The 17,932-nt window shown below is 41.7% G+C and carries 20 protein-coding genes; 1 reads left to right on the forward strand and 19 read right to left on the reverse strand.

The annotated features are described in order from the left end of the window. Positions 1-360: 360 nt before the first annotated feature. The 18 genes from AAC147_RS06280 to yceD all read right to left on the reverse strand — a co-directional run bounded on the left by AAC147_RS06280 (position 361) and on the right by yceD (position 15,748). Positions 361-1,665 (reverse strand): NAD(P)/FAD-dependent oxidoreductase, encoded by a 1,305-nt coding sequence (locus tag AAC147_RS06280; protein ID WP_047679618.1) that lies wholly within the window; start codon positions 1,663-1,665, stop codon positions 361-363. A gap of 408 nt (positions 1,666-2,073) precedes the next feature. Next, positions 2,074-3,093, reverse strand: a complete 1,020-nt coding sequence (gene nagZ, locus AAC147_RS06285) for a beta-N-acetylhexosaminidase (protein ID WP_047679620.1) — start codon at positions 3,091-3,093, stop codon at positions 2,074-2,076. Positions 3,094-3,174: 81 nt separating this feature from the next. Continuing rightward, the gene (locus tag AAC147_RS06290; RefSeq protein ID WP_047679622.1) at positions 3,175-4,038 is read right to left on the reverse strand and encodes a phosphotransferase; all 864 of its coding nucleotides are present in this window, start codon (positions 4,036-4,038) and stop codon (positions 3,175-3,177) included. After that, entirely contained in the window at positions 4,025-4,594 is a 570-nt protein-coding gene (lpoB, locus tag AAC147_RS06295; RefSeq protein WP_047679624.1) for a penicillin-binding protein activator LpoB, read from the reverse strand. The genes AAC147_RS06290 and lpoB overlap by 14 nt, the downstream gene beginning before the upstream one ends. A gap of 118 nt (positions 4,595-4,712) precedes the next feature. Continuing rightward, on the reverse strand, positions 4,713-5,063 hold the full coding sequence (hinT, locus tag AAC147_RS06300; protein WP_047679626.1) for a purine nucleoside phosphoramidase: 351 nt from the start codon (positions 5,061-5,063) through the stop codon (positions 4,713-4,715). Positions 5,064-5,094: 31 nt separating this feature from the next. After that, on the reverse strand, positions 5,095-5,871 hold the full coding sequence (locus tag AAC147_RS06305; protein ID WP_047679628.1) for a metal-dependent hydrolase: 777 nt from the start codon (positions 5,869-5,871) through the stop codon (positions 5,095-5,097). A gap of 22 nt (positions 5,872-5,893) precedes the next feature. Further along, the gene (gene holB / locus AAC147_RS06310) at positions 5,894-6,883 is read right to left on the reverse strand and encodes a DNA polymerase III subunit delta' (RefSeq protein ID WP_047679630.1); all 990 of its coding nucleotides are present in this window, start codon (positions 6,881-6,883) and stop codon (positions 5,894-5,896) included. Then, entirely contained in the window at positions 6,880-7,521 is a 642-nt protein-coding gene (gene tmk / locus AAC147_RS06315; protein ID WP_047679632.1) for a dTMP kinase, read from the reverse strand. The genes holB and tmk overlap by 4 nt, the downstream gene beginning before the upstream one ends. Then, positions 7,518-8,543 (reverse strand): endolytic transglycosylase MltG, encoded by a 1,026-nt coding sequence (mltG, locus tag AAC147_RS06320; RefSeq protein ID WP_047679634.1) that lies wholly within the window; start codon positions 8,541-8,543, stop codon positions 7,518-7,520. The genes tmk and mltG overlap by 4 nt, the downstream gene beginning before the upstream one ends. Positions 8,544-8,615: 72 nt before the next feature. After that, positions 8,616-9,440 carry an aminodeoxychorismate lyase gene (pabC, locus tag AAC147_RS06325; protein ID WP_047679636.1) on the reverse strand — a complete coding sequence of 275 codons (825 nt, stop codon included), beginning with the start codon at positions 9,438-9,440 and terminating at the stop codon, positions 8,616-8,618. A 176-nt stretch (positions 9,441-9,616) separates the two neighbouring features. Beyond that, complete coding sequence (fabF, locus tag AAC147_RS06330) at positions 9,617-10,858, reverse strand: beta-ketoacyl-ACP synthase II (protein ID WP_047679638.1); 1,242 nt, start codon at positions 10,856-10,858, stop codon at positions 9,617-9,619. A gap of 74 nt (positions 10,859-10,932) precedes the next feature. Beyond that, a complete protein-coding gene (gene acpP / locus AAC147_RS06335) occupies positions 10,933-11,169 on the reverse strand; it encodes an acyl carrier protein (RefSeq protein ID WP_012989255.1) in 237 nt (78 codons plus the stop codon). Positions 11,170-11,319: 150 nt separating this feature from the next. Next, positions 11,320-12,054: a 3-oxoacyl-ACP reductase FabG gene (fabG, locus tag AAC147_RS06340; protein WP_047679642.1), complete on the reverse strand. Its 735-nt coding sequence runs from the start codon at positions 12,052-12,054 to the stop codon at positions 11,320-11,322. Positions 12,055-12,065: 11 nt separating this feature from the next. Further along, positions 12,066-12,995, reverse strand: a complete 930-nt coding sequence (gene fabD, locus AAC147_RS06345; RefSeq protein WP_047679644.1) for an ACP S-malonyltransferase — start codon at positions 12,993-12,995, stop codon at positions 12,066-12,068. Positions 12,996-13,013: 18 nt separating this feature from the next. Continuing rightward, positions 13,014-13,967, reverse strand: coding sequence for a beta-ketoacyl-ACP synthase III (locus tag AAC147_RS06350; RefSeq protein ID WP_047679646.1), 954 nt, complete (start codon positions 13,965-13,967; stop codon positions 13,014-13,016). 6 nt (positions 13,968-13,973) lie between these two features. Then, positions 13,974-15,011, reverse strand: coding sequence for a phosphate acyltransferase PlsX (gene plsX, locus AAC147_RS06355; protein WP_072032488.1), 1,038 nt, complete (start codon positions 15,009-15,011; stop codon positions 13,974-13,976). A gap of 29 nt (positions 15,012-15,040) precedes the next feature. Continuing rightward, positions 15,041-15,211 (reverse strand): 50S ribosomal protein L32, encoded by a 171-nt coding sequence (gene rpmF, locus AAC147_RS06360; RefSeq protein ID WP_038260337.1) that lies wholly within the window; start codon positions 15,209-15,211, stop codon positions 15,041-15,043. A 12-nt stretch (positions 15,212-15,223) separates the two neighbouring features. Next, positions 15,224-15,748 (reverse strand): 23S rRNA accumulation protein YceD, encoded by a 525-nt coding sequence (yceD, locus tag AAC147_RS06365; RefSeq protein ID WP_047679650.1) that lies wholly within the window; start codon positions 15,746-15,748, stop codon positions 15,224-15,226. A 144-nt stretch (positions 15,749-15,892) separates the two neighbouring features. Here yceD and AAC147_RS06370 point away from each other — a divergent pair, with 144 nt between their 5' ends. Next, complete coding sequence (locus tag AAC147_RS06370; RefSeq protein WP_047679652.1) at positions 15,893-16,486, forward strand: Maf family protein; 594 nt, start codon at positions 15,893-15,895, stop codon at positions 16,484-16,486. Between the two features lie 19 nt (positions 16,487-16,505). On the opposite strand, the gene rluC is transcribed toward AAC147_RS06370, so the two are convergent. Next, on the reverse strand, positions 16,506-17,456 hold the full coding sequence (gene rluC / locus AAC147_RS06375) for a 23S rRNA pseudouridine(955/2504/2580) synthase RluC (protein WP_047679654.1): 951 nt from the start codon (positions 17,454-17,456) through the stop codon (positions 16,506-16,508). Positions 17,457-17,932: the final 476 nt, after the last annotated feature.

The raw sequence follows: 17,932 nt of genomic DNA on the forward strand, positions 1-17,932 counted from the left end.
CTATGAGGCCACTAAAATAAATGCTATCAATATTTCAGTCTTTTGATTTTTATTAAGATTTAAAATCTGTTGAATAGAGTTTTTTCATTCAATTTATATCCTCTATTCTTTATACATCATTAGACTGAATATTTTTACTAAATTTTTTCAATTTTTACATATTGACATACATTGTTATGCCATAGTTACCTAATTAAAACTAGCCTTATTACAAGGATTAAACAGGTTTAAAAAACAATAGAGAAATAATTATGAAAGGTATAACAAAAAATATAATAAATAATCAAGACAAAATAATGTTTAATGGTTCATCTGAAATATTTTGGATATCTTAAATCCAGATGAACCACTTTAACCCAATTAATGCAATTTCAAACGTGGACGAATAACACGGTTAATTCCACCAACCAACATCATTAGGCCTGTTTTAATATATCCATGTAATGCAACCTGATGCATGCGGTATAAAGAGATATAAACAATACGTGCAATACGCCCTTCTACCATCATGGAGCCACGCATCAAGTTACCCATCAAACTACCAACTGTACTGAATTTAGATAAAGATACCAGTGAACCGTGATCTTTATACACATACTCCTTCAGTGATTTCTCATTCAATAGAGCCAAGATGTTGTTATAACAACGACTTGCCATTTGGTGAGCAGACTGAGCACGTGGAGGAACAAAACCTCCCTCTTTTTTCGGGCATGATGCACAATCGCCGATAGCAAAAATATTGTCATCCAATGTTGACTGCAAAGTAGGTTTTACTACCAACTGATTTATGCGGTTTGTTTCCAGTCCCCCAATCTCTTTCATAAAATCAGGCGCCTTAATTCCCGCAGCCCAAACCATTAAAGAAGCCTTGATCTGTTCACCATCTTTGGTGTTCAATCCATGTTCATCTGCACTGGTTACCATAGTTTTGGTTAAGACTTTAACACCAAGTTTGGTTAATTCCTGATGTGCAGCACTGGAAATACGTGGCGGCAATGCCGGCAGAATTCGTTCACCAGCCTCAACCAAAGTCACATTCAATGCGTCTGAATTCAGACTTTCGAAACCATAACTGTTCAACTGCTTAACGGCGTTATACAGCTCTGCTGAAAGCTCAACACCTGTTGCACCACCGCCAACAATCGCAATGTTAACTTTCTCTTCCGCACATTGATTTGCAGAATATTTCAGAAACAGGTTTAACATCTCATTGTGGAAACGATGTGCTTGTTGTGGGTTATCAAGGAAAATACAGTTTTCTCTTACACCTGCCGTACCGAAATCATTCGATTGGCTACCCAATGCCATGACAAGAATGTCGTAAGCCAACTCACGCTCTGGTACGAGTAAATCATCACTTTCATTGCGGATCTCAGCCAGTGTGACTTTCTTTCCTTCACGATCGATATTTGTAAATGTGCCTAACTGGAAGTTAAAGTAATGGTTACTGGCATGGGCCAGATAACTTAATGCGTCAACACCATCATCAAGAGAGCCTGTTGCAACTTCATGCAATAATGGCTTCCATAAGTGGCTGTTGTTGCGATCTACCAAAGTAATTTCGGCTTTTTGCTTACGTCCTAATTTATGTCCCAAACGTGTTGCCAGCTCTAAACCACCAGCCCCCCCACCAATAATGACAATTCTTGTCTTTGGCGTTGTCATAACTACCCCACTGAAAATACAACTAATGTTATGTAAAGCGCTAAAACAATTTTTGGATAACGTTCTTAAATAACATCAGGCATAATAAATTTCGCACTGAAAATATCTCCAGAATATCATGGCTAGTCAGTAGGTCATACCAAAAATAGCCCCTATCAAATTCTTTTGATTAATTAGACGCCAATCACAAAATTTGTGTACTTAGTTTTAATTAATCAGACTTAAGTCTGATTTATGAAAATTTGTAATTTACAATGTTAACATTATGTGATTTATGAGGTTTTCTGACAAAATGATATTTTAGAACCAATTTCAAGGAGAAATAGATATAAAGCAACAAAAGAGATAGGATCACCAGACAGTAATCCTACCTAGATTTGATAGCAACCAATCAGACAAATTCAATCATCAGCCGCAGCTTAGCCACTGTTCACATAATTTATTCAATTGCTTGTTTGCCTGCTGCCAACGTTCTGATTTTTTCAACTCTTCCAGACTGAATTGACCTCCCTGATGATATAACCGTGTTACTTTATTCGAGTTAATCATTGGTAAGTTATCCAAGACATCCGTTGCCCCCTGACGGTTATTGCACACCAAAATCATGTCGCATCCCGCTTCCACTGAGGCTTTTGCACGTTCAGCATACCCTCCCATGACTGCGGCACCTTCCATTGACAGATCATCAGAAAAAATAACGCCATTAAATCCTAGTTGCTGGCGCAAAACGTTGTTCAACCAGTAAGGAGAAGCACTTGCCGGACGATGATCAATCTTAGAGTAGATCACATGAGCCGGCATAATTGCATCAAGCAAATTTCGTTGAATGAAATCACGGAAGATCAACATATCGTGACAGCTAATCGCATCCATTGAACGATCATCCAATGGCGTTTCTTTATGAGAATCTGCGGCTACTGCTCCGTGTCCGGGAAAATGTTTACCCGTTGATTTCATTCCTGCCGAATGCATCCCTCTGATAAATCGTTCAGCCATTATCATCGCCGGTTCAGGCTCTTCATGAAATGAACGTTCACCAATCGCAGTGCACTTATGTCCCAAGTCCAATACAGGAGCAAAACTGATATCAATATCCATTGAGATCATTTCTGATGCCATCAGCCAACCGGACTCTTCTGCCAAATATCCCCCCATCAGTTCATCATTCAAGCAGGCAAAAGACTGTGCGGCAGGTAAGCGAGTAAAACCTGCATGAAAACGCTGTACACGCCCCCCTTCCTGATCAACAGCGATAACTAAACGATGGCGGGAGGCTTCGCGGATCTGACGAACTAAATCACGTAACTGCTGAGTATCGTGAAAATTGCGGGTAAACAAGATCAAACCGCCCACTAATGGATGTTGCAGAATTTCACGTTCTTCACTATCCAGCTCATAACCAACAACATCTAACATTACTGGACCCATAACATTCCTCACTTCTATTTGTATTAGTTATTTGTACTGGTTATCTATTAGATATCATCTTATTAATCACCATCCTGCGGACTAAAACGCCAGATTAAAACTCAGGCGCAAGGGATGAGCCAATGCTGAAAATTGTGGCTCTTTTGTCCGCTGCCAGCGGACTTCATACCACATCAACATCATATATCTCACCCACGGCTCCCACTGCTTAATTTTTTGCTCTAATAAGACGATATCAATGTAGCCTGATGCGTAGGTACAATAATAATTCAAAAAAGTCTTCTGCTGTATTTCACTCCATTGATTACCTTTAAATAAGGTTGCCAATGAGAAACCAATATCGACATCCGTTGCATATTCCCAATCAATCAATTTTAGACCTTCTGAAGTCATCAGCAGGTTATCGGGATGAATATCCATGTGAGCGGGTGCTATTTTCAAAGGAGTAGGCATTTTTGCTGTCATAAATAATTTATGTAGCCGCAACCAATCTGGTAAAAGCCTTCGATTATCAATCTGCTGCCACTGGTATGTGATTTGTTGTTTAAGCTGGAGAGAATAACCCAATGGTGAATGGTGATGGAGGTTAGCAACTATTTGCGCCAACGACTGTTGAAATGACGGTAAACCAAATGTTTCAGCCGTAACTTTTGTTCCGCTCAGCCACTCTAATAACAGCCAATCGCCATGCATGGCGATGACTTTAGGTGCAATACCAACAAAAGAGAGCTTGTGTAAGATCCGATTTTCCCGTTGACGATTCACCCCCAGAGTTCCACCATGCCACGTTTGCCTGCGTCCCACCATCTGATGCACGCCATCGGTAATATAGTGGCTTCCCTGGGTCAATCCTGTTAATGGCCTGATTTCCCAATTTTTGGCAGGAATATCAGGCCATTTCTGACGCAATACCTCAAGTAAGGCTGTATTATTAGTCAATATCACCACTACCTGACCAAAGTATCTCGCCTGTTTTGACTAGCATAAGCTGCATCTCTATCTTACGCTGTTCATTGTTACCAGACGCGACAGAATAGAGCACATAATCAGCATTCAAATAACGCGCCAAGCCGATAGATTTACTGCGTAATGCCAGACTATCTTCTGATGACAATCCTAATGCCTGCCGAGCGTAATACACCTGTTTTTTCGGTACTATTTGAAAAACCTGTTTTTTACTGACCACATCTGTAATCGCATCAGTAGCCTGAAGTGTTCTCAATGAGCCATTTGTGTTGTTTTTAACTGTATCAACAAGCAATATTTTTCCTGCCTCCACGCCCTGAGCATTGACCAATTGTTCAACTAATGGCTGAATGATGCTATTCCAGTTAATCGATTGAATCTTTGGAGGTTGAGGAACTTTCTCCAGAGGCTTTGCCGAAGGTTCCGTTTTTTGCTCTGGTTCAGCAGGAGTAACAGGAGCAGGCGGCTGTGGTGGTATTAATGAACAACTCGCCAGCAATATTGCTGATAATATAACTAAGAGAACTCTTTTCATTAATCTACTCCAGTTACAACACTGTTAAGCACAACTATCATACGAATCTGTTATACACCGTTCTATTAACGTAAATCCATTAACGAAAACTTATTAGCAAAAATAGTGACGAATAATATTACCCTGCCAATAATGGGCCTAATGGATGCCCACCTACCAAATGCATATGGATATGAAATACTTCCTGTCCAGAATGGCGGTTACAGTTCATGATAAGGCGATAGCCATCTTCTGCAATTCCTTCTTGTCTGGCGATTTTCGCTGCAACAGTGAACAAACGCCCCAATGCTGGTTCATGCTCTGGAGTAACTTCATTAACTGTTGGAATAAGGACATTAGGGACAATCAGAATATGAGTCGGAGCTTGAGGTGAAATATCCCGGAATGCCGTCACCAAATCATCCTGATATACGATATCAGATGGAATTTCACGACGAATAATTTTGCTGAAAATAGTTTCTTCTGCCATTTCACTTCTCCTTTCTTATCATTTAATTTTCTTAAATATTAATATGGAACAAGTCACAAAAGTTTCTTGTCGTTACTTCTGCCAACTTCTCAACGCTAACTCCTTTCAGTACTGCCATATACTCAGCAACATCACGGACATAAGCAGGCTGGTTCTGCTTGCCACGATAAGGAACCGGAGCCAGATAAGGTGAATCAGTTTCTACCAAAATACGGTCGAGAGGGACAAACCTTGCAGCTTCACGAATTTGTTCTGCATTACGAAATGTAACAATACCTGAGAAAGAAATATAAAAACCGAGATCCAGTAAATCCCTTGCTGTCTCTTTATCTTCTGTAAAACAATGCAGCACCCCACCACAATCCTGTACGTTTTCTTCTCGCAAAACCGTCAGAGTATCATCTCTTGCCTCACGGGTATGAACAATCACAGGCTTATTTAATTCACGACCGATACAGATATGCTGGCGAAATGAAGTTCTCTGTAATTCCGCATTTTCTTTCTGATAATAATAATCCAGTCCTGTTTCCCCCAGTGCGATTACATCATTATCCGTCGCTAATCGTGCAAGCTCATCAAAATCGTAACCCTCATCCAGATTCAATGGATGAATACCGCAGGAATACGCGATATTTTCACGTTTACCAATCATATTTTTCATTTGCTGGAAACCGGGCAACGTAGTCGCTACCGCCAGCATATACTTCACATCCCTTTCTGCAGCTTTAGCCACTACATCATCTACACTTTTGTGCAGTGTTTCATAATCTAAACAGTCGAGATGACAATGTGAATCCACTAAAAACATAATATGCCCGTACCTGAATGTGTTAGCGAGTGGAGCAAAGCTGACTTTCCCAATTGAGTAATTGTTCAGTCAGTAACAATTCCCGATTGATGCCCGCTACGGATATTAATTGATGACGACAACGTGTCCAATCATCAACCATATTTAATAATTTTTCCACACTTTGACTGGCAGCCAAATGGTGGATTAATACCTGCTGATCTTGATTGATACAGTAATTTTGTGCCTCTTGCCGCCATTTCACCGCATCAGACAGCAGGCTGATCAGCCAATATAACGGTTGCTGTGCATCATCACGATTCAATAATGGTAAAAGTGATAAAGTATCATCGCCATATAAGGCCTGTGTTATGGCCTGACAAAATGCAGTTCTCTGTTGCCATTTTTCAGTTTGGAGTAACTGTTTTGCAGCCAATGGCGCTCCCTGTGATAACTTTAATGCCGTCTGAATATCCTGCGATGATATTGCCGGAAGTTGATTTTGCAGCCAGTACAACCCTATTTGATTTTCGGGAGCAGGCAGAAAATAATAAAAACAGCGGCTTCGCAATGTTGCCAGCAAACTCGCCGGATGTTGGCATCTCAATAAGAAATAGGTATTTCGGGGCGGTTCTTCTAACGTTTTCAACAAAGCGTTAGAAGCTGCATCAGTTAGCGCTTCTGTTGATAGTAACCACACAATTTTAGCGCCACCCTGTTGAGAATACTCGTAAAGTTTCTCACTAAGCTGGCGTACTGCATCTACACCAATGACATTTTTCCCTTTTTCGGGAGCAAGAACATGCCAGTCAGAATGGGTTTCTGCCAGCATCAAATGACAACCGTGACACTGACCACAACTTTTTGCTCCTTGTTTATCCTGACACATCAGCCAGCGGCTTAATCCGTAAAGTAATGCTTCCGCTCCGGTTCCTTCATGAGCATGAAGCAAAAGGGCATGATGCCCACGACCTTGTTGATGAGATTCAATCAACTGGCGATACGCATGGTTAAGCCACGGATACCAATTCATTCCTGCATTTCCCATTGTTTCAGACAATGAAACAAAATCTGACGAATATCGTCCTGTACTTTTTCTAATGGCTGTGTTGCATCTACTTTTTTGATGGTCTTATCTTGTTCTATAAGTTCAAGATACCTTGTGCGGGTACGATAGAAAAAATCCAGCGATTCTTTTTCAATACGATCCAATTCACCACGCTCACGAGCACGCTGTAAACCAACCTCTGGCGGCAAATCAAGATAAATGGTCAAATCAGGGTAAAAATCACCGAGCGCGGCTTCACGCAATGAAGACAATAAGCTCTGGTTAATACCACGTCCCCCTCCCTGATATGCCTGAGAAGACAGATCATGGCGGTCTCCAACAATCCAACTGCCTTTCGCCAGAGCAGGCTTGATCACATTTTCCACTAACTGCACTCTGGCAGCGTAAAGCATTAATACTTCTGCTTTATCCGTCAATATTTCTCCTCCAATTCCTTCTTTGATCAATTGACGTAATTTTTCCGCTAAGGGAGTTCCACCCGGTTCACGGGTAAAAACAAGATCAGAAATACCATGCTGTTTTAGTGTATCAGCCACAGTTTGGATTGCCGTAGTTTTTCCTGCGCCTTCAAGCCCTTCAATAACAATAAATTTGCTGTTCATTTATCCTGCTTTAATCTCTGGCGATAAAGATTTACCGCTCTATTATGTGCTACTAAATTTGTAGTAAATGTATGCCCCCCATTACCATCTGCAACGAAATATAGATAATCAGTCACGGCCGGATGTGCTGCTGCTTTGATAGATGCAAGACCTGGCATGGCAATAGGCGTCGGTGGCAATCCCTCAATCATATAAGTATTGTATGGCGTAAACGTGGTCAGGCTGCTACGAAAAATGGTTCCGGTATACTTATCTCCCAATCCATATATGACTGTCGGATCTGTCTGTAATCGCATCTTTAACCGCAGACGATTAACAAATACTGACGCAACCTTAGCACGTTCAGAATCTACCGCAGTCTCTTTTTCGATAATAGATGCCATAATTAACATCTCATAAGCACTCTTATACGGTAAATTCTCTGCACGATTTTCCCATTCTTGTTCTACTAATATGACCATTTTTTGGTGAGCACGCCTGAGTAATTCTATATCACGTGTACCTGCGGTATAGAGGTAAGTATCAGGGTATAACCATCCTTCCAGTGATTCACCTGTTTTCATCTCCAACAACTTTGTCAGCTCTTGTGGTGTCTTTCCTTCTGCCACATGCTTCAAGTATGGCGCATTCTGCAATATCTTTGACCAGTCAGAGAGACGACTACCTTCAATAAAGCGGATAGAAAATTGAACCTCTTTACCACTGGAGAACAATTGCAGTATTTCTTTTAACGTCATATTTTTTTGTAGACGATAAGTACCTGCCTTAAATTTGGCCAATTCTGGTTCTAAACGGAATAACCACTGCAATAACTGATTATCTTCAATGAGTTTATGCTGAATTAATAGTGTCTCCAGCCCGGCATAACCTATTCCAGCAGGTACTGTAAGTATAAGATCTTGCGTCAGATTAACCTTCTGAGCAGAAAAATTTTCTATTTTCTTTGCAAAAAGAAAAAGTACTATTGCTGCAACAACAATAATCAATCCAGGTAAAATAAGAATGCTTTTTTTAAGTTTCATTCGATTACCACTTTTATCTGTTTTTCAATGATAGAGACGGATTAACCGCTGTTTAATACCTGCGAATGACAACTACAGTCTTAAACATTCAGGTAATAAATATTCATATAATTCTCTGGATTGATATTTCCACGCAGGTTGATTTTTATGAGCCAGGATCTGATTGACAGCCATCACTGGCATCAGCGAATTACAAATAATCACCTCATCGGCATGTGCCAATGCTTCAGGATAACGCATGACACATGATAAGTTATAATCACTCTCTTCCAATATCTGGATAATCTGCTGTCTCATTACTCCTTCTACACCGCATTGGCTTAAATCCGGTGTATAAACGTTTTTACCTCTTCGCCAAAAAATATTAGCGGTACAACATTCAACCAATAAACCATCGCTATCGAGTACCAACGCTTCATCAATTTTTGCTTGTTCGATAAACCGTTTTATCAAAACCTGCTCCAATCGGTTCAGGTGCTTGATGCCTGCTAAATGAGGATTAATCCCCATAGCAACAGGGCTAAGGCCCAACGAAACACCTTTTTCACGCAGAATACGATATTGTTCTGGATATGCATTTAACGAAAGGATTTGATTTGGCTCACCAATACCATCAACGCTGTACCCACGGCCACCATTCCCTCTGGAAAGGATCACTTTCAAAACACCTGATTCACACCCCGCAACAACTTGTTTAATATGGCTTTCCAATTGTATCCAATCCACTACAGGCATAAACAGTTTTTCAACGCCTTTTTGCAACCGTTTCATATGCAAAGGCAACAAAGCCGCTTGACCTTGCTCAACTCTTATTGTGGTAAAGCAGCCATCACCAAATTGTACCGAACGATCATTAACAGAAAGTTGATCGTGCAATTTGCCGTTAATCCAATACATCATCTTATTTTCTGATTCTTAAATAAAAAGGCGTGAAAACCTCAGCTTATAAGGGGCGTTATAATAGTATATGAGTCGTGGCAGTGCAAAAATGTACATCTGAAAAGCATAGAGAAATAAAACATAAAAAAAACCCCAACATAAGAGTTGAGGCTTTTTCTCGGAAATTGACTGTGTTACATCTTACGGAATATCAGTGAACCGTTAGTTCCACCGAAGCCGAAAGAGTTACACAACGCATATTCCATTCCTTCAATGTTGCGTGCCTGACCAGGAACAAAATCCAAGCGGCAATTTTCATCCTGATTAACCAGGTTAATGGTTGGAGGAACAATCTGATCGCGCAGGGAAAGAATGGTGAAAATAGATTCCACCGCTCCAGCCGCTCCCAGTAAGTGGCCTGTCATAGATTTAGTTGAACTCACTAATACTTTAGTACCTTTACCAAAAACAGACTCCACTGCCAGAGCTTCAGCAAGATCACCTGCTGGTGTTGAAGTACCATGAGCATTAATATAGCCTACCTGATCCGGAGAAATGCCTGCATCTCTCAAAGCATTTACCATAGCAAGTGCTGCACCTGCTCCATCTTCCGGTGGCGATGTCATGTGATACGCATCACTACTCATACCGAAGCCAACGACTTCAGCATAAATTTTCGCGCCTCGTTTTTTAGCGTGTTCATATTCTTCAAGAACAATAACGCCAGCACCATCACCCAAAACAAATCCATCACGATCTTTATCCCAAGGGCGGCTCGCACCTTGAGGATCGTCATTACGGGTCGATAGTGCACGGGCAGCGCCAAACCCTGCAACACCAAATTCTGTACTTGCTTTCTCAGCACCACCTGCCAACATGATATCGGCGTCATTATATGCAATAATACGCGCCGCATGGCCAATGTTGTGCACACCAGAAGTACAGGCAGTTGCAATAGAAATACTAGGACCACGAAGACCATATAAAATGCTCAAATGGCCTGCTACCATATTAATAATGGTTGAAGGTACAAAGAATGGGCTGACCTTACGAGGCCCGGCCGAAAGCAATGTACTGTGGTTCTCTTCAATCAGGCCCAAGCCACCAATACCAGAACCAATAGCAGCACCAAAGCGGCTAGCATTGGCTTCTGTTACTTCGATTCCTGCATCTTCCATGGCTTGAATGCCAGCAGCAATACCATACTGAATGAACAAATCCATCTTTCGTGCATCTTTGCGCGAAATATTGAAATCTTCATGATTAAAATTCTTCACCACACCAGCAAACTTAGTTGCATGGTTAGCGGTGTCAAAATGTTCGATAAGGCCGATACCACTCTGTCCGGTACAAACAGCGTTCCAAGAAGACTCTACTGTATTGCCGACAGGAGATACCATGCCTAGTCCGGTCACGACTACTCGACGCTTAGACACGGTTATCCTCCAGGGAGGGAAAAAATGTAAGACAAAAAACATAGGCGGTCGAACGACCGCCTAGGTATATGTGCTTATTTACCTGCGTTTTCAACGTAGTCAATAGCAGCCTGAACTGTAGTGATTTTTTCAGCTTCTTCGTCTGGGATCTCAATATCGAACTCTTCTTCCAGAGCCATTACCAGTTCAACTGTGTCAAGAGAATCAGCGCCCAAGTCATCAACAAATGAAGCTGTGTTTACAACTTCTTCCTCTTTAACACCCAGTTGTTCAACGATGATTTTCTTAACGCGTTCGTCGATAGTGCTCATACTATTAAATTTCCTATCAAAACTCGCTTTTGCGATGGTTTTCGTAGTTTATAAAATACAGGAAAAGATGCAACCAAATCCCGGCTGGTCGAACCACAAACTGTCTTTTTTGTATAAAAAATACATCAAAAACAGTAGGTTCGCTCATTTTTAAATCATGTACATGCCACCATTGACATGTAATGTTTCACCCGTAATGTAAGCGGCCTCATCAGAAGCAAGAAACGCTACAGCACTGGCAATTTCCTTTGCATCACCGAGACGATTAGCAGGAACTTGAGATAAAATGCCTGCTCGTTGATCGTCTGTCAACGCTCTGGTCATATCCGTTTCGATAAAACCAGGTGCAATAACATTGACGGTAATGCCACGAGAAGCGACCTCACGGGCTAGTGATTTGCTAAAACCAATGACCCCTGCTTTCGCTGCCGCGTAATTCGCCTGCCCTGCATTTCCCATTGTTCCAACAACAGATCCAATGGAAATAATACGCCCATAACGTTTTTTCATCATAGAACGCATTACTGCTTTTGACAGACGAAAAATCGAAGAAAGATTAGTGTTAACAATATCTTGCCACTCATCATCTTTCATACGCATCAACAAGTTATCACGTGTGATGCCCGCATTATTCACTAGAATGTCTATTTCACCAAATTCAGCACGAATATTCGATAGCGCTTGTTCAATGGATGTTGAATCTGTGACATTCAGTACAAAACCTTTGCCTTTATCACCAAGATAGGCACTGATTGCCTCGGCGCCTTTTTCACTGGTCGCAGTACCAATCACACGTGCGCCACGTTCTGCCAATAATTCTGCAATCGCTCGACCTATGCCACGGCTGGCACCAGTAACTAGTGCAATTTTTCCATCAAAGCCCATGTTTTCCTCAGTCATTTATTCAGAGCAATTGTAAGTGATGATACATCATTTACTGCTACAGCACTTAAAGTATCAACAATTCGTTTTGTTAAACCAGTTAATACCTTACCTGGCCCTATTTCTAAAATTTTATCAATACCTTGCGTTGCAAAGTATTCAACAGATTCTGTCCAGCGTACAGGATTATACAACTGACGAACCAGCGCATCCTGAATCGCATCAGCAGATTCTTCTACCCTCACATCCACATTATTGACAACAGGGAACTGCGGTTGGTTAAACACAACAGATTGCAATGCAGTTGCTAACTGGTCTGCCGCAGATTTCATCAGCGCACAATGGGAAGGAACACTGACGGCCAAAGGCAAAGCTCGTTTAGCCCCGGCAGCTTTACATGCAGCCCCTGCACGCTCTACTGCTTCTTTTTCGCCAGCAATGACAACTTGTCCAGGTGAGTTAAAGTTAACAGGTGAAACAATTTGTCCCTGTGCTGATTCTTCGCACGCTTTTGCAATGGATTCATTATCCAGGCCAATAATGGCATACATAGCACCTTGCCCTTCAGGTACTGCCTCCTGCATCAGTTTCCCGCGGAATTCGACCAACTTGATAGCTTGTTGGAATTCGATTACACCAGCACAAACCAGCGCAGAATATTCACCAAGGCTATGACCAGCCAGCATGGAAGGAGCTTGACCACTCTGCTCCTGCCATATCCGCCAAATGGCAACGGAAGCCGCCAGCAACGCAGGCTGTGTTTTCCACGTTTTATTCAGTTCTTCTGCTGGCCCCTGCTGAACTAATTCCCATAAATCGTATCCGAGAACCTCAGAAGCCTCTGCGAAAGTTTGTTCGACAAGCGGAAATTCTGTCGCTAAATCAGCTAACATGCCAAGGGATTGAGAACCCTGGCCAGGGAATACCATTGCAAAATCAGACATGTTTATCTTCCTGTTAAGTTAAAAACGTACTAGCGCTGAGCCCCAGGTAAAGCCACCGCCAAATGCTTCAAGTAAAACAAGTTGGCCACGTTGAATTCTTCCATCACGTACCGCTTCATCAAACGCAGTCGGAACAGATGCCGCAGAGGTATTGCCATGACGATCGAGTGTCACAACAACTTTATCCATAGCCATATTCAATTTTTTAGCTGTTGCAGAAATAATACGTAAATTCGCCTGATGAGGAACCAGCCAGTCAAGCTGCGAATGAGCTAAATCGTTAGCTTTCAAAGTCTCATCAACGATATTCGCTAATTCTCGCACGGCAACCTTAAATACTTCATTGCCAACCATTGTGACGTATGCGGGTGAACTCAATTTTTGGCGATCTTGATGAGGGACTGAGAGTAATTCGCCATAATGACCATCTGCATGCAGGTGAGTTGACAGAACACCCGGCTCTTCCGAAGCACCGACAACCATCGCACCTGCCGCGTCACCGAAGAGGATAACTGTACTGCGATCTTTAGGATCCACAATTTTGGAGACAATATCAGATCCAATAACCAGTGCACATTTAGCGGCACCAGTTTTAATAAATTGATCAACAACACTTAATGCATATGCAAACCCGGCACAAGCAGCCGCAACATCAAAAGCCGGAATATTATTAATACCTAACAACTTCTGGATCTGACAAGCACTACTAGGAAAAGCATGGCTTCCCGTTGTTGTTGCAACAACAATCAAATCGATTTGCGTTTTATCGATACCCGCCATTTCAATGGCTTTTTCAGCCGCTCTGAATCCCATAGTAGCAACTGTTTCACCTTCAGCAGCTATACGGCGTTCACGGATACCTGTACGAGTCACGATCCACTCATCAGTTGTATCCACCATTTTTTCTAAATCTGCGTTAGTACGCACCTGAGAAGGCAAATAACTGCCCGTGCCTAAGATCTTTGTATACATTTATGCTTATTCACTCTTGGGTAATACTGCATCTAGCCGGGCTGCGATCCTTTCCGGAACCCGCTTCTCTACAGCCTTAACGGCTTGCTCGATAGCAGCTTTGAATGCGTATTCATTCGCGGCACCATGACTTTTTATGACAATACCACGCAATCCTAATAGTGTTGCGCCGTTATACTGATCAGGGTTTAGATGACCAAAGCGTTTTGCTATTTGCTTGAGCAAAAACTTCCTGAATATTTTCACCAACCATGACGATTTTTTCTTCTGCCCATCTGGTGATTTAACCAGAGACAGAACCACTCTGATTGCGCCTTCCATTGTCTTCAGCGTAACATTACCTGCGAAGCCGTCACACACGAGGACATCTGTTTTCCCCGTTAATAACTCATTACCTTCCACATAACCTATGTAATTAATTAAATTACTATTCCGTAATATCATGGCGGCTTCGCGGATATTATCTAGCCCTTTGGATTCCTCTTCCCCGATATTCAGCAATGCCACACGTGGATTATTTGCACCTGCAACATCTTCTGCCATCACAGCGCCCATAATGGCAAATTGCACTAACATACGACTATTACAATTAATATTAGCGCCCAAATCTAATACAACTGTTTTTTGCTGTTTCAGATTAGGTATAACTGTCACTAAGGCAGGCCGTTCAATCCCCTCGATCGACTTCAACATCAATTTAGCCAGCCCCATTAATACTCCGGTATTCCCCGCACTGACACATGCTTGCGCTTCACCTGATTTCACTAAATTTAGTGCAATACGCATTGAAGTACCGTGACTGGAACGAATTGCCTGAGAAGGCTTTACATCGTTGGCAACTACATGTTCCGCAGGAATAATTTGCAAACGGCCGAGCAGCTCAGCATTTTTATTTGCAAGCAAAGGAGAAATGGTTTCGGGATCACCGACCAACAGTAGTTTTAATCGCGGATTAGATGCCAGTGCCTGCAATGCAGCAGGCACTATGATGCGAGGACCAAAGTCCCCGCCCATAGCATCTAACGCTAGGGTTAGATTAGCCAAGATATCAACTTGCTAATAATTAGCTGAAATTACTTGTTGATTACCTTGCGGCCACGGTAGTAACCATCAGCAGTCACATGGTGACGCAGGTGAGTTTCACCAGAAGTTTTGTCTACAGAAACTTGTGCTGTAGTCAGTGCGTCATGAGAACGACGCATACCACGTTTAGAACGAGTTGGTTTATTCTGTTGTACGGCCATTGACCTTACTCCTTAAGTACTTTTCTTTAAACTGGCTAATACGGCAAATGGGTTTGGTTTTTCTACTTCAGGAGGCAGAACACCAAACACCATGTCCGCGTCGGACACTTCACAGTGTTCAGAATCATGTACCGGAACTACTGGTAGAGAGAGAATTATTTCATCTTCAATCATAGCCAGTAAATCTATTTCACCAAATTCATTAATGTCAATTGGCTCATACTCTTCCGGTAATGCCTCAGCCTGCTCATCATTGACGACCGGGCTAAAACAATACGTTGTGTGAACATGATGACTGAAATTACTGCCACAGCGCTGACAGGCAAGCGTAACATCCACATCTGAATGCCCTTTTACAACCGCCAGACGCTGATTATCAATCTGAAATGATAATGAGCTATCTACATCACTATCCACACTGACCACAGACTCTACGAGACGAGACACTTGTTCAGCAGAATAACTACCTGTGTAGTCTAATCTTTTCTGGGCTGCACGAAGTACGTCAATGGTCAGGGGTAATTTTACCTTCTGCATAAGGCGCGCATATTATCTTTGTAATGGGACATAGTCAAAGAAAAAGGCCACACATCTGCACCTTTCCGCCAAATATTCGCTTAATAAGCGGCGTATAGTTTAAAATGCCTGCAAATATTTCTCTACGTATTTTATGGAAAAATGATGCTTCCGATTGTTTTATCGTCAACTTCGATATATCGCCGCTTATTGTTAGAAAAAATAGGTTTACCTTTTACCTGTGCAGCACCACATGTTAATGAAAATTTGCAGGAGAATGAAACGCCAGAGCAATTAGTCATGCGCCTTTCACGAGCAAAGGCTATCGCATTACAAAAACATTATTCCAGTCACCTTATTATAGGTTCCGATCAGGTATGTGTTTTAAACGGTAACATTACAGGAAAACCCCATAATTTTGAGAATGCTCTCTCACAACTAAAAAAAGCCAGTGGGCAACGCGTTACTTTTTATACTGGCATTACATTATTCAATAGCAAAACAGGAAATACCGATACGCGCTGTGAACTATTTCATGTCCACTTCAGAACACTGAATGAAGCCGAAATCATCAACTATCTAAAAAAAGAACAACCTTTCAATTGTGCAGGTAGTTTTAAAAGTGAAGGTTTGGGAATTACATTATTTGAAAAACTTGACGGTAAAGATCCCAATACATTAATTGGCCTGCCATTAATTACCCTGACAGACATGCTTATCCGTCAGGGGGTAAACCCTCTGACGGCACAACATTCATAACCAACTTACAACCATTTAATTACATTTGACGCAATTTTTTTAAACATTGGCGTAACCCAGTATCCATTGGCGCTTCAAAGCACAAAGTTTCTCCTGTTGATGGATGGGTAAATTTTAATGAACTGGCATGCAGAAATAGTCGTTTAATTCCTGTTTCTGCAAGCTGTTCATCAAATGTTTTGTCACCGTAGCGATCATCAAATGCAATTGGATGCCCCGCATATAAGGTGTGCACACGGATCTGGTGAGTACGTCCTGTTACAGGGCTGGCTCGTACCAGTGTGGTAAATGCATACCGCTCTTCAACCTTGAAACGCGTCTCCGATGGTTTACCTTCACTGCTAACCTTAACGACCCTCTCACCGCTTTGCAGAATATTTTTTAATAAAGGTGCCTGCACTACTTTACAATGGGATTGCCATTGGCCACGCACCAATGCCAAATAATCTTTCTGCATTTGTTTTAAACGTAATTGTTCATGTAATGAACGTAAAGCTGAACGTTTTTTTGCGATCAGTAAAACCCCGGATGTATCACGATCTAGGCGATGTACCAGTTCAAGAAAACGCGCTTCAGGCCGTAATGCACGCAATCCTTCAATCACACCAAAGCTCAGCCCGCTCCCACCATGTACGGCTGTTCCTGATGGTTTATTGATAACTAAAATATAATCATCTTCATAAAGAATACATTCTGCCAAAGCAGCTACTTTATCCAGCTTTGCAGAAACAGGAACATCCTGTTTTTCTGCTACTCTGACAGGCGGAATTCTGACAATATCATTGGCTGTCAATTTATATTCAGGCTTAACTCTTCCTTTGTTGACTCTAACTTCACCTTTGCGCAAGATCCGATAGACCATACTCTTAGGTACACCTTTTAAGCGAGCCAGCAAAAAATTATCAATTCTCTGGCCTGCTTCATCGTCATCAATAGTGACAAACTGTACAATTTGATTATTTGTTTTCATAGACGCAATTTTAATTATCCAGTAAACAGAGTGCCAATCATTTTTAAATTATGTATAAATAACATCCATATTTTTATTCTTTATTATTAAATTGTCTTAGAATAAAGACTAAAGATTAACAACTTATCACCATTTCATGATAAAAAACTCTTAAAGCGATAAAGTCACCTTGCTATCACCCCAACAGCAATGGAATAATGCTTTCCGGCCACAGTTTACTAAACTATGAATGGCAGATTGAAATTGTTTGTTATCTGTTTGTTTGAACAAAAACGCAGCAATGGCGTAAGACGTAATGTTTAATCAAACAATTTATGGGCTGTGGGTTGCAACTTACTGGACTGGGTAGAACCTGTACTAATTTATTACAGTATCCCCCCCAATAAAGAGCGCTGCGTTTCTTCCAATGAAAGAAATGAAATTCAGGCTCGCCGACAATCAGGCACCTCTATACAAACGATAGCCGTGAGGCTGGC

The sequence above is a fragment of the Xenorhabdus sp. NBAII XenSa04 genome, assembly GCF_963866145.1.
GTDB classification, from domain to species: Bacteria; Pseudomonadota; Gammaproteobacteria; order Enterobacterales; family Enterobacteriaceae; genus Xenorhabdus; species Xenorhabdus indica.

Coding starts and splice junctions, on each gene's coding strand:
- pabC (WP_047679636.1), bottom strand. CDS start 9,440: ATGTATTGGATTAACGGCAAATTGCACGATCAACTTTCTGTTAATGAT.
- lpoB (WP_047679624.1), bottom strand. CDS start 4,594: ATGAAAAGAGTTCTCTTAGTTATATTATCAGCAATATTGCTGGCGAGT.
- holB (WP_047679630.1), bottom strand. CDS start 6,883: ATGAATTGGTATCCGTGGCTTAACCATGCGTATCGCCAGTTGATTGAA.
- nagZ (WP_047679620.1), bottom strand. CDS start 3,093: ATGGGTCCAGTAATGTTAGATGTTGTTGGTTATGAGCTGGATAGTGAA.
- rpmF (WP_038260337.1), bottom strand. CDS start 15,211: ATGGCCGTACAACAGAATAAACCAACTCGTTCTAAACGTGGTATGCGT.
- fabD (WP_047679644.1), bottom strand. CDS start 12,995: ATGTCTGATTTTGCAATGGTATTCCCTGGCCAGGGTTCTCAATCCCTT.
- AAC147_RS06350 (WP_047679646.1), bottom strand. CDS start 13,967: ATGTATACAAAGATCTTAGGCACGGGCAGTTATTTGCCTTCTCAGGTG.
- hinT (WP_047679626.1), bottom strand. CDS start 5,063: ATGGCAGAAGAAACTATTTTCAGCAAAATTATTCGTCGTGAAATTCCA.
- tmk (WP_047679632.1), bottom strand. CDS start 7,521: ATGAACAGCAAATTTATTGTTATTGAAGGGCTTGAAGGCGCAGGAAAA.
- AAC147_RS06305 (WP_047679628.1), bottom strand. CDS start 5,871: ATGTTTTTAGTGGATTCACATTGTCATCTCGACTGTTTAGATTATGAA.
- AAC147_RS06370 (WP_047679652.1), top strand. CDS start 15,893: ATGCTTCCGATTGTTTTATCGTCAACTTCGATATATCGCCGCTTATTG.
- mltG (WP_047679634.1), bottom strand. CDS start 8,543: ATGAAACTTAAAAAAAGCATTCTTATTTTACCTGGATTGATTATTGTT.
- yceD (WP_047679650.1), bottom strand. CDS start 15,748: ATGCAGAAGGTAAAATTACCCCTGACCATTGACGTACTTCGTGCAGCC.
- rluC (WP_047679654.1), bottom strand. CDS start 17,456: ATGAAAACAAATAATCAAATTGTACAGTTTGTCACTATTGATGACGAT.
- AAC147_RS06280 (WP_047679618.1), bottom strand. CDS start 1,665: ATGACAACGCCAAAGACAAGAATTGTCATTATTGGTGGGGGGGCTGGT.
- fabG (WP_047679642.1), bottom strand. CDS start 12,054: ATGGGCTTTGATGGAAAAATTGCACTAGTTACTGGTGCCAGCCGTGGC.
- acpP (WP_012989255.1), bottom strand. CDS start 11,169: ATGAGCACTATCGACGAACGCGTTAAGAAAATCATCGTTGAACAACTG.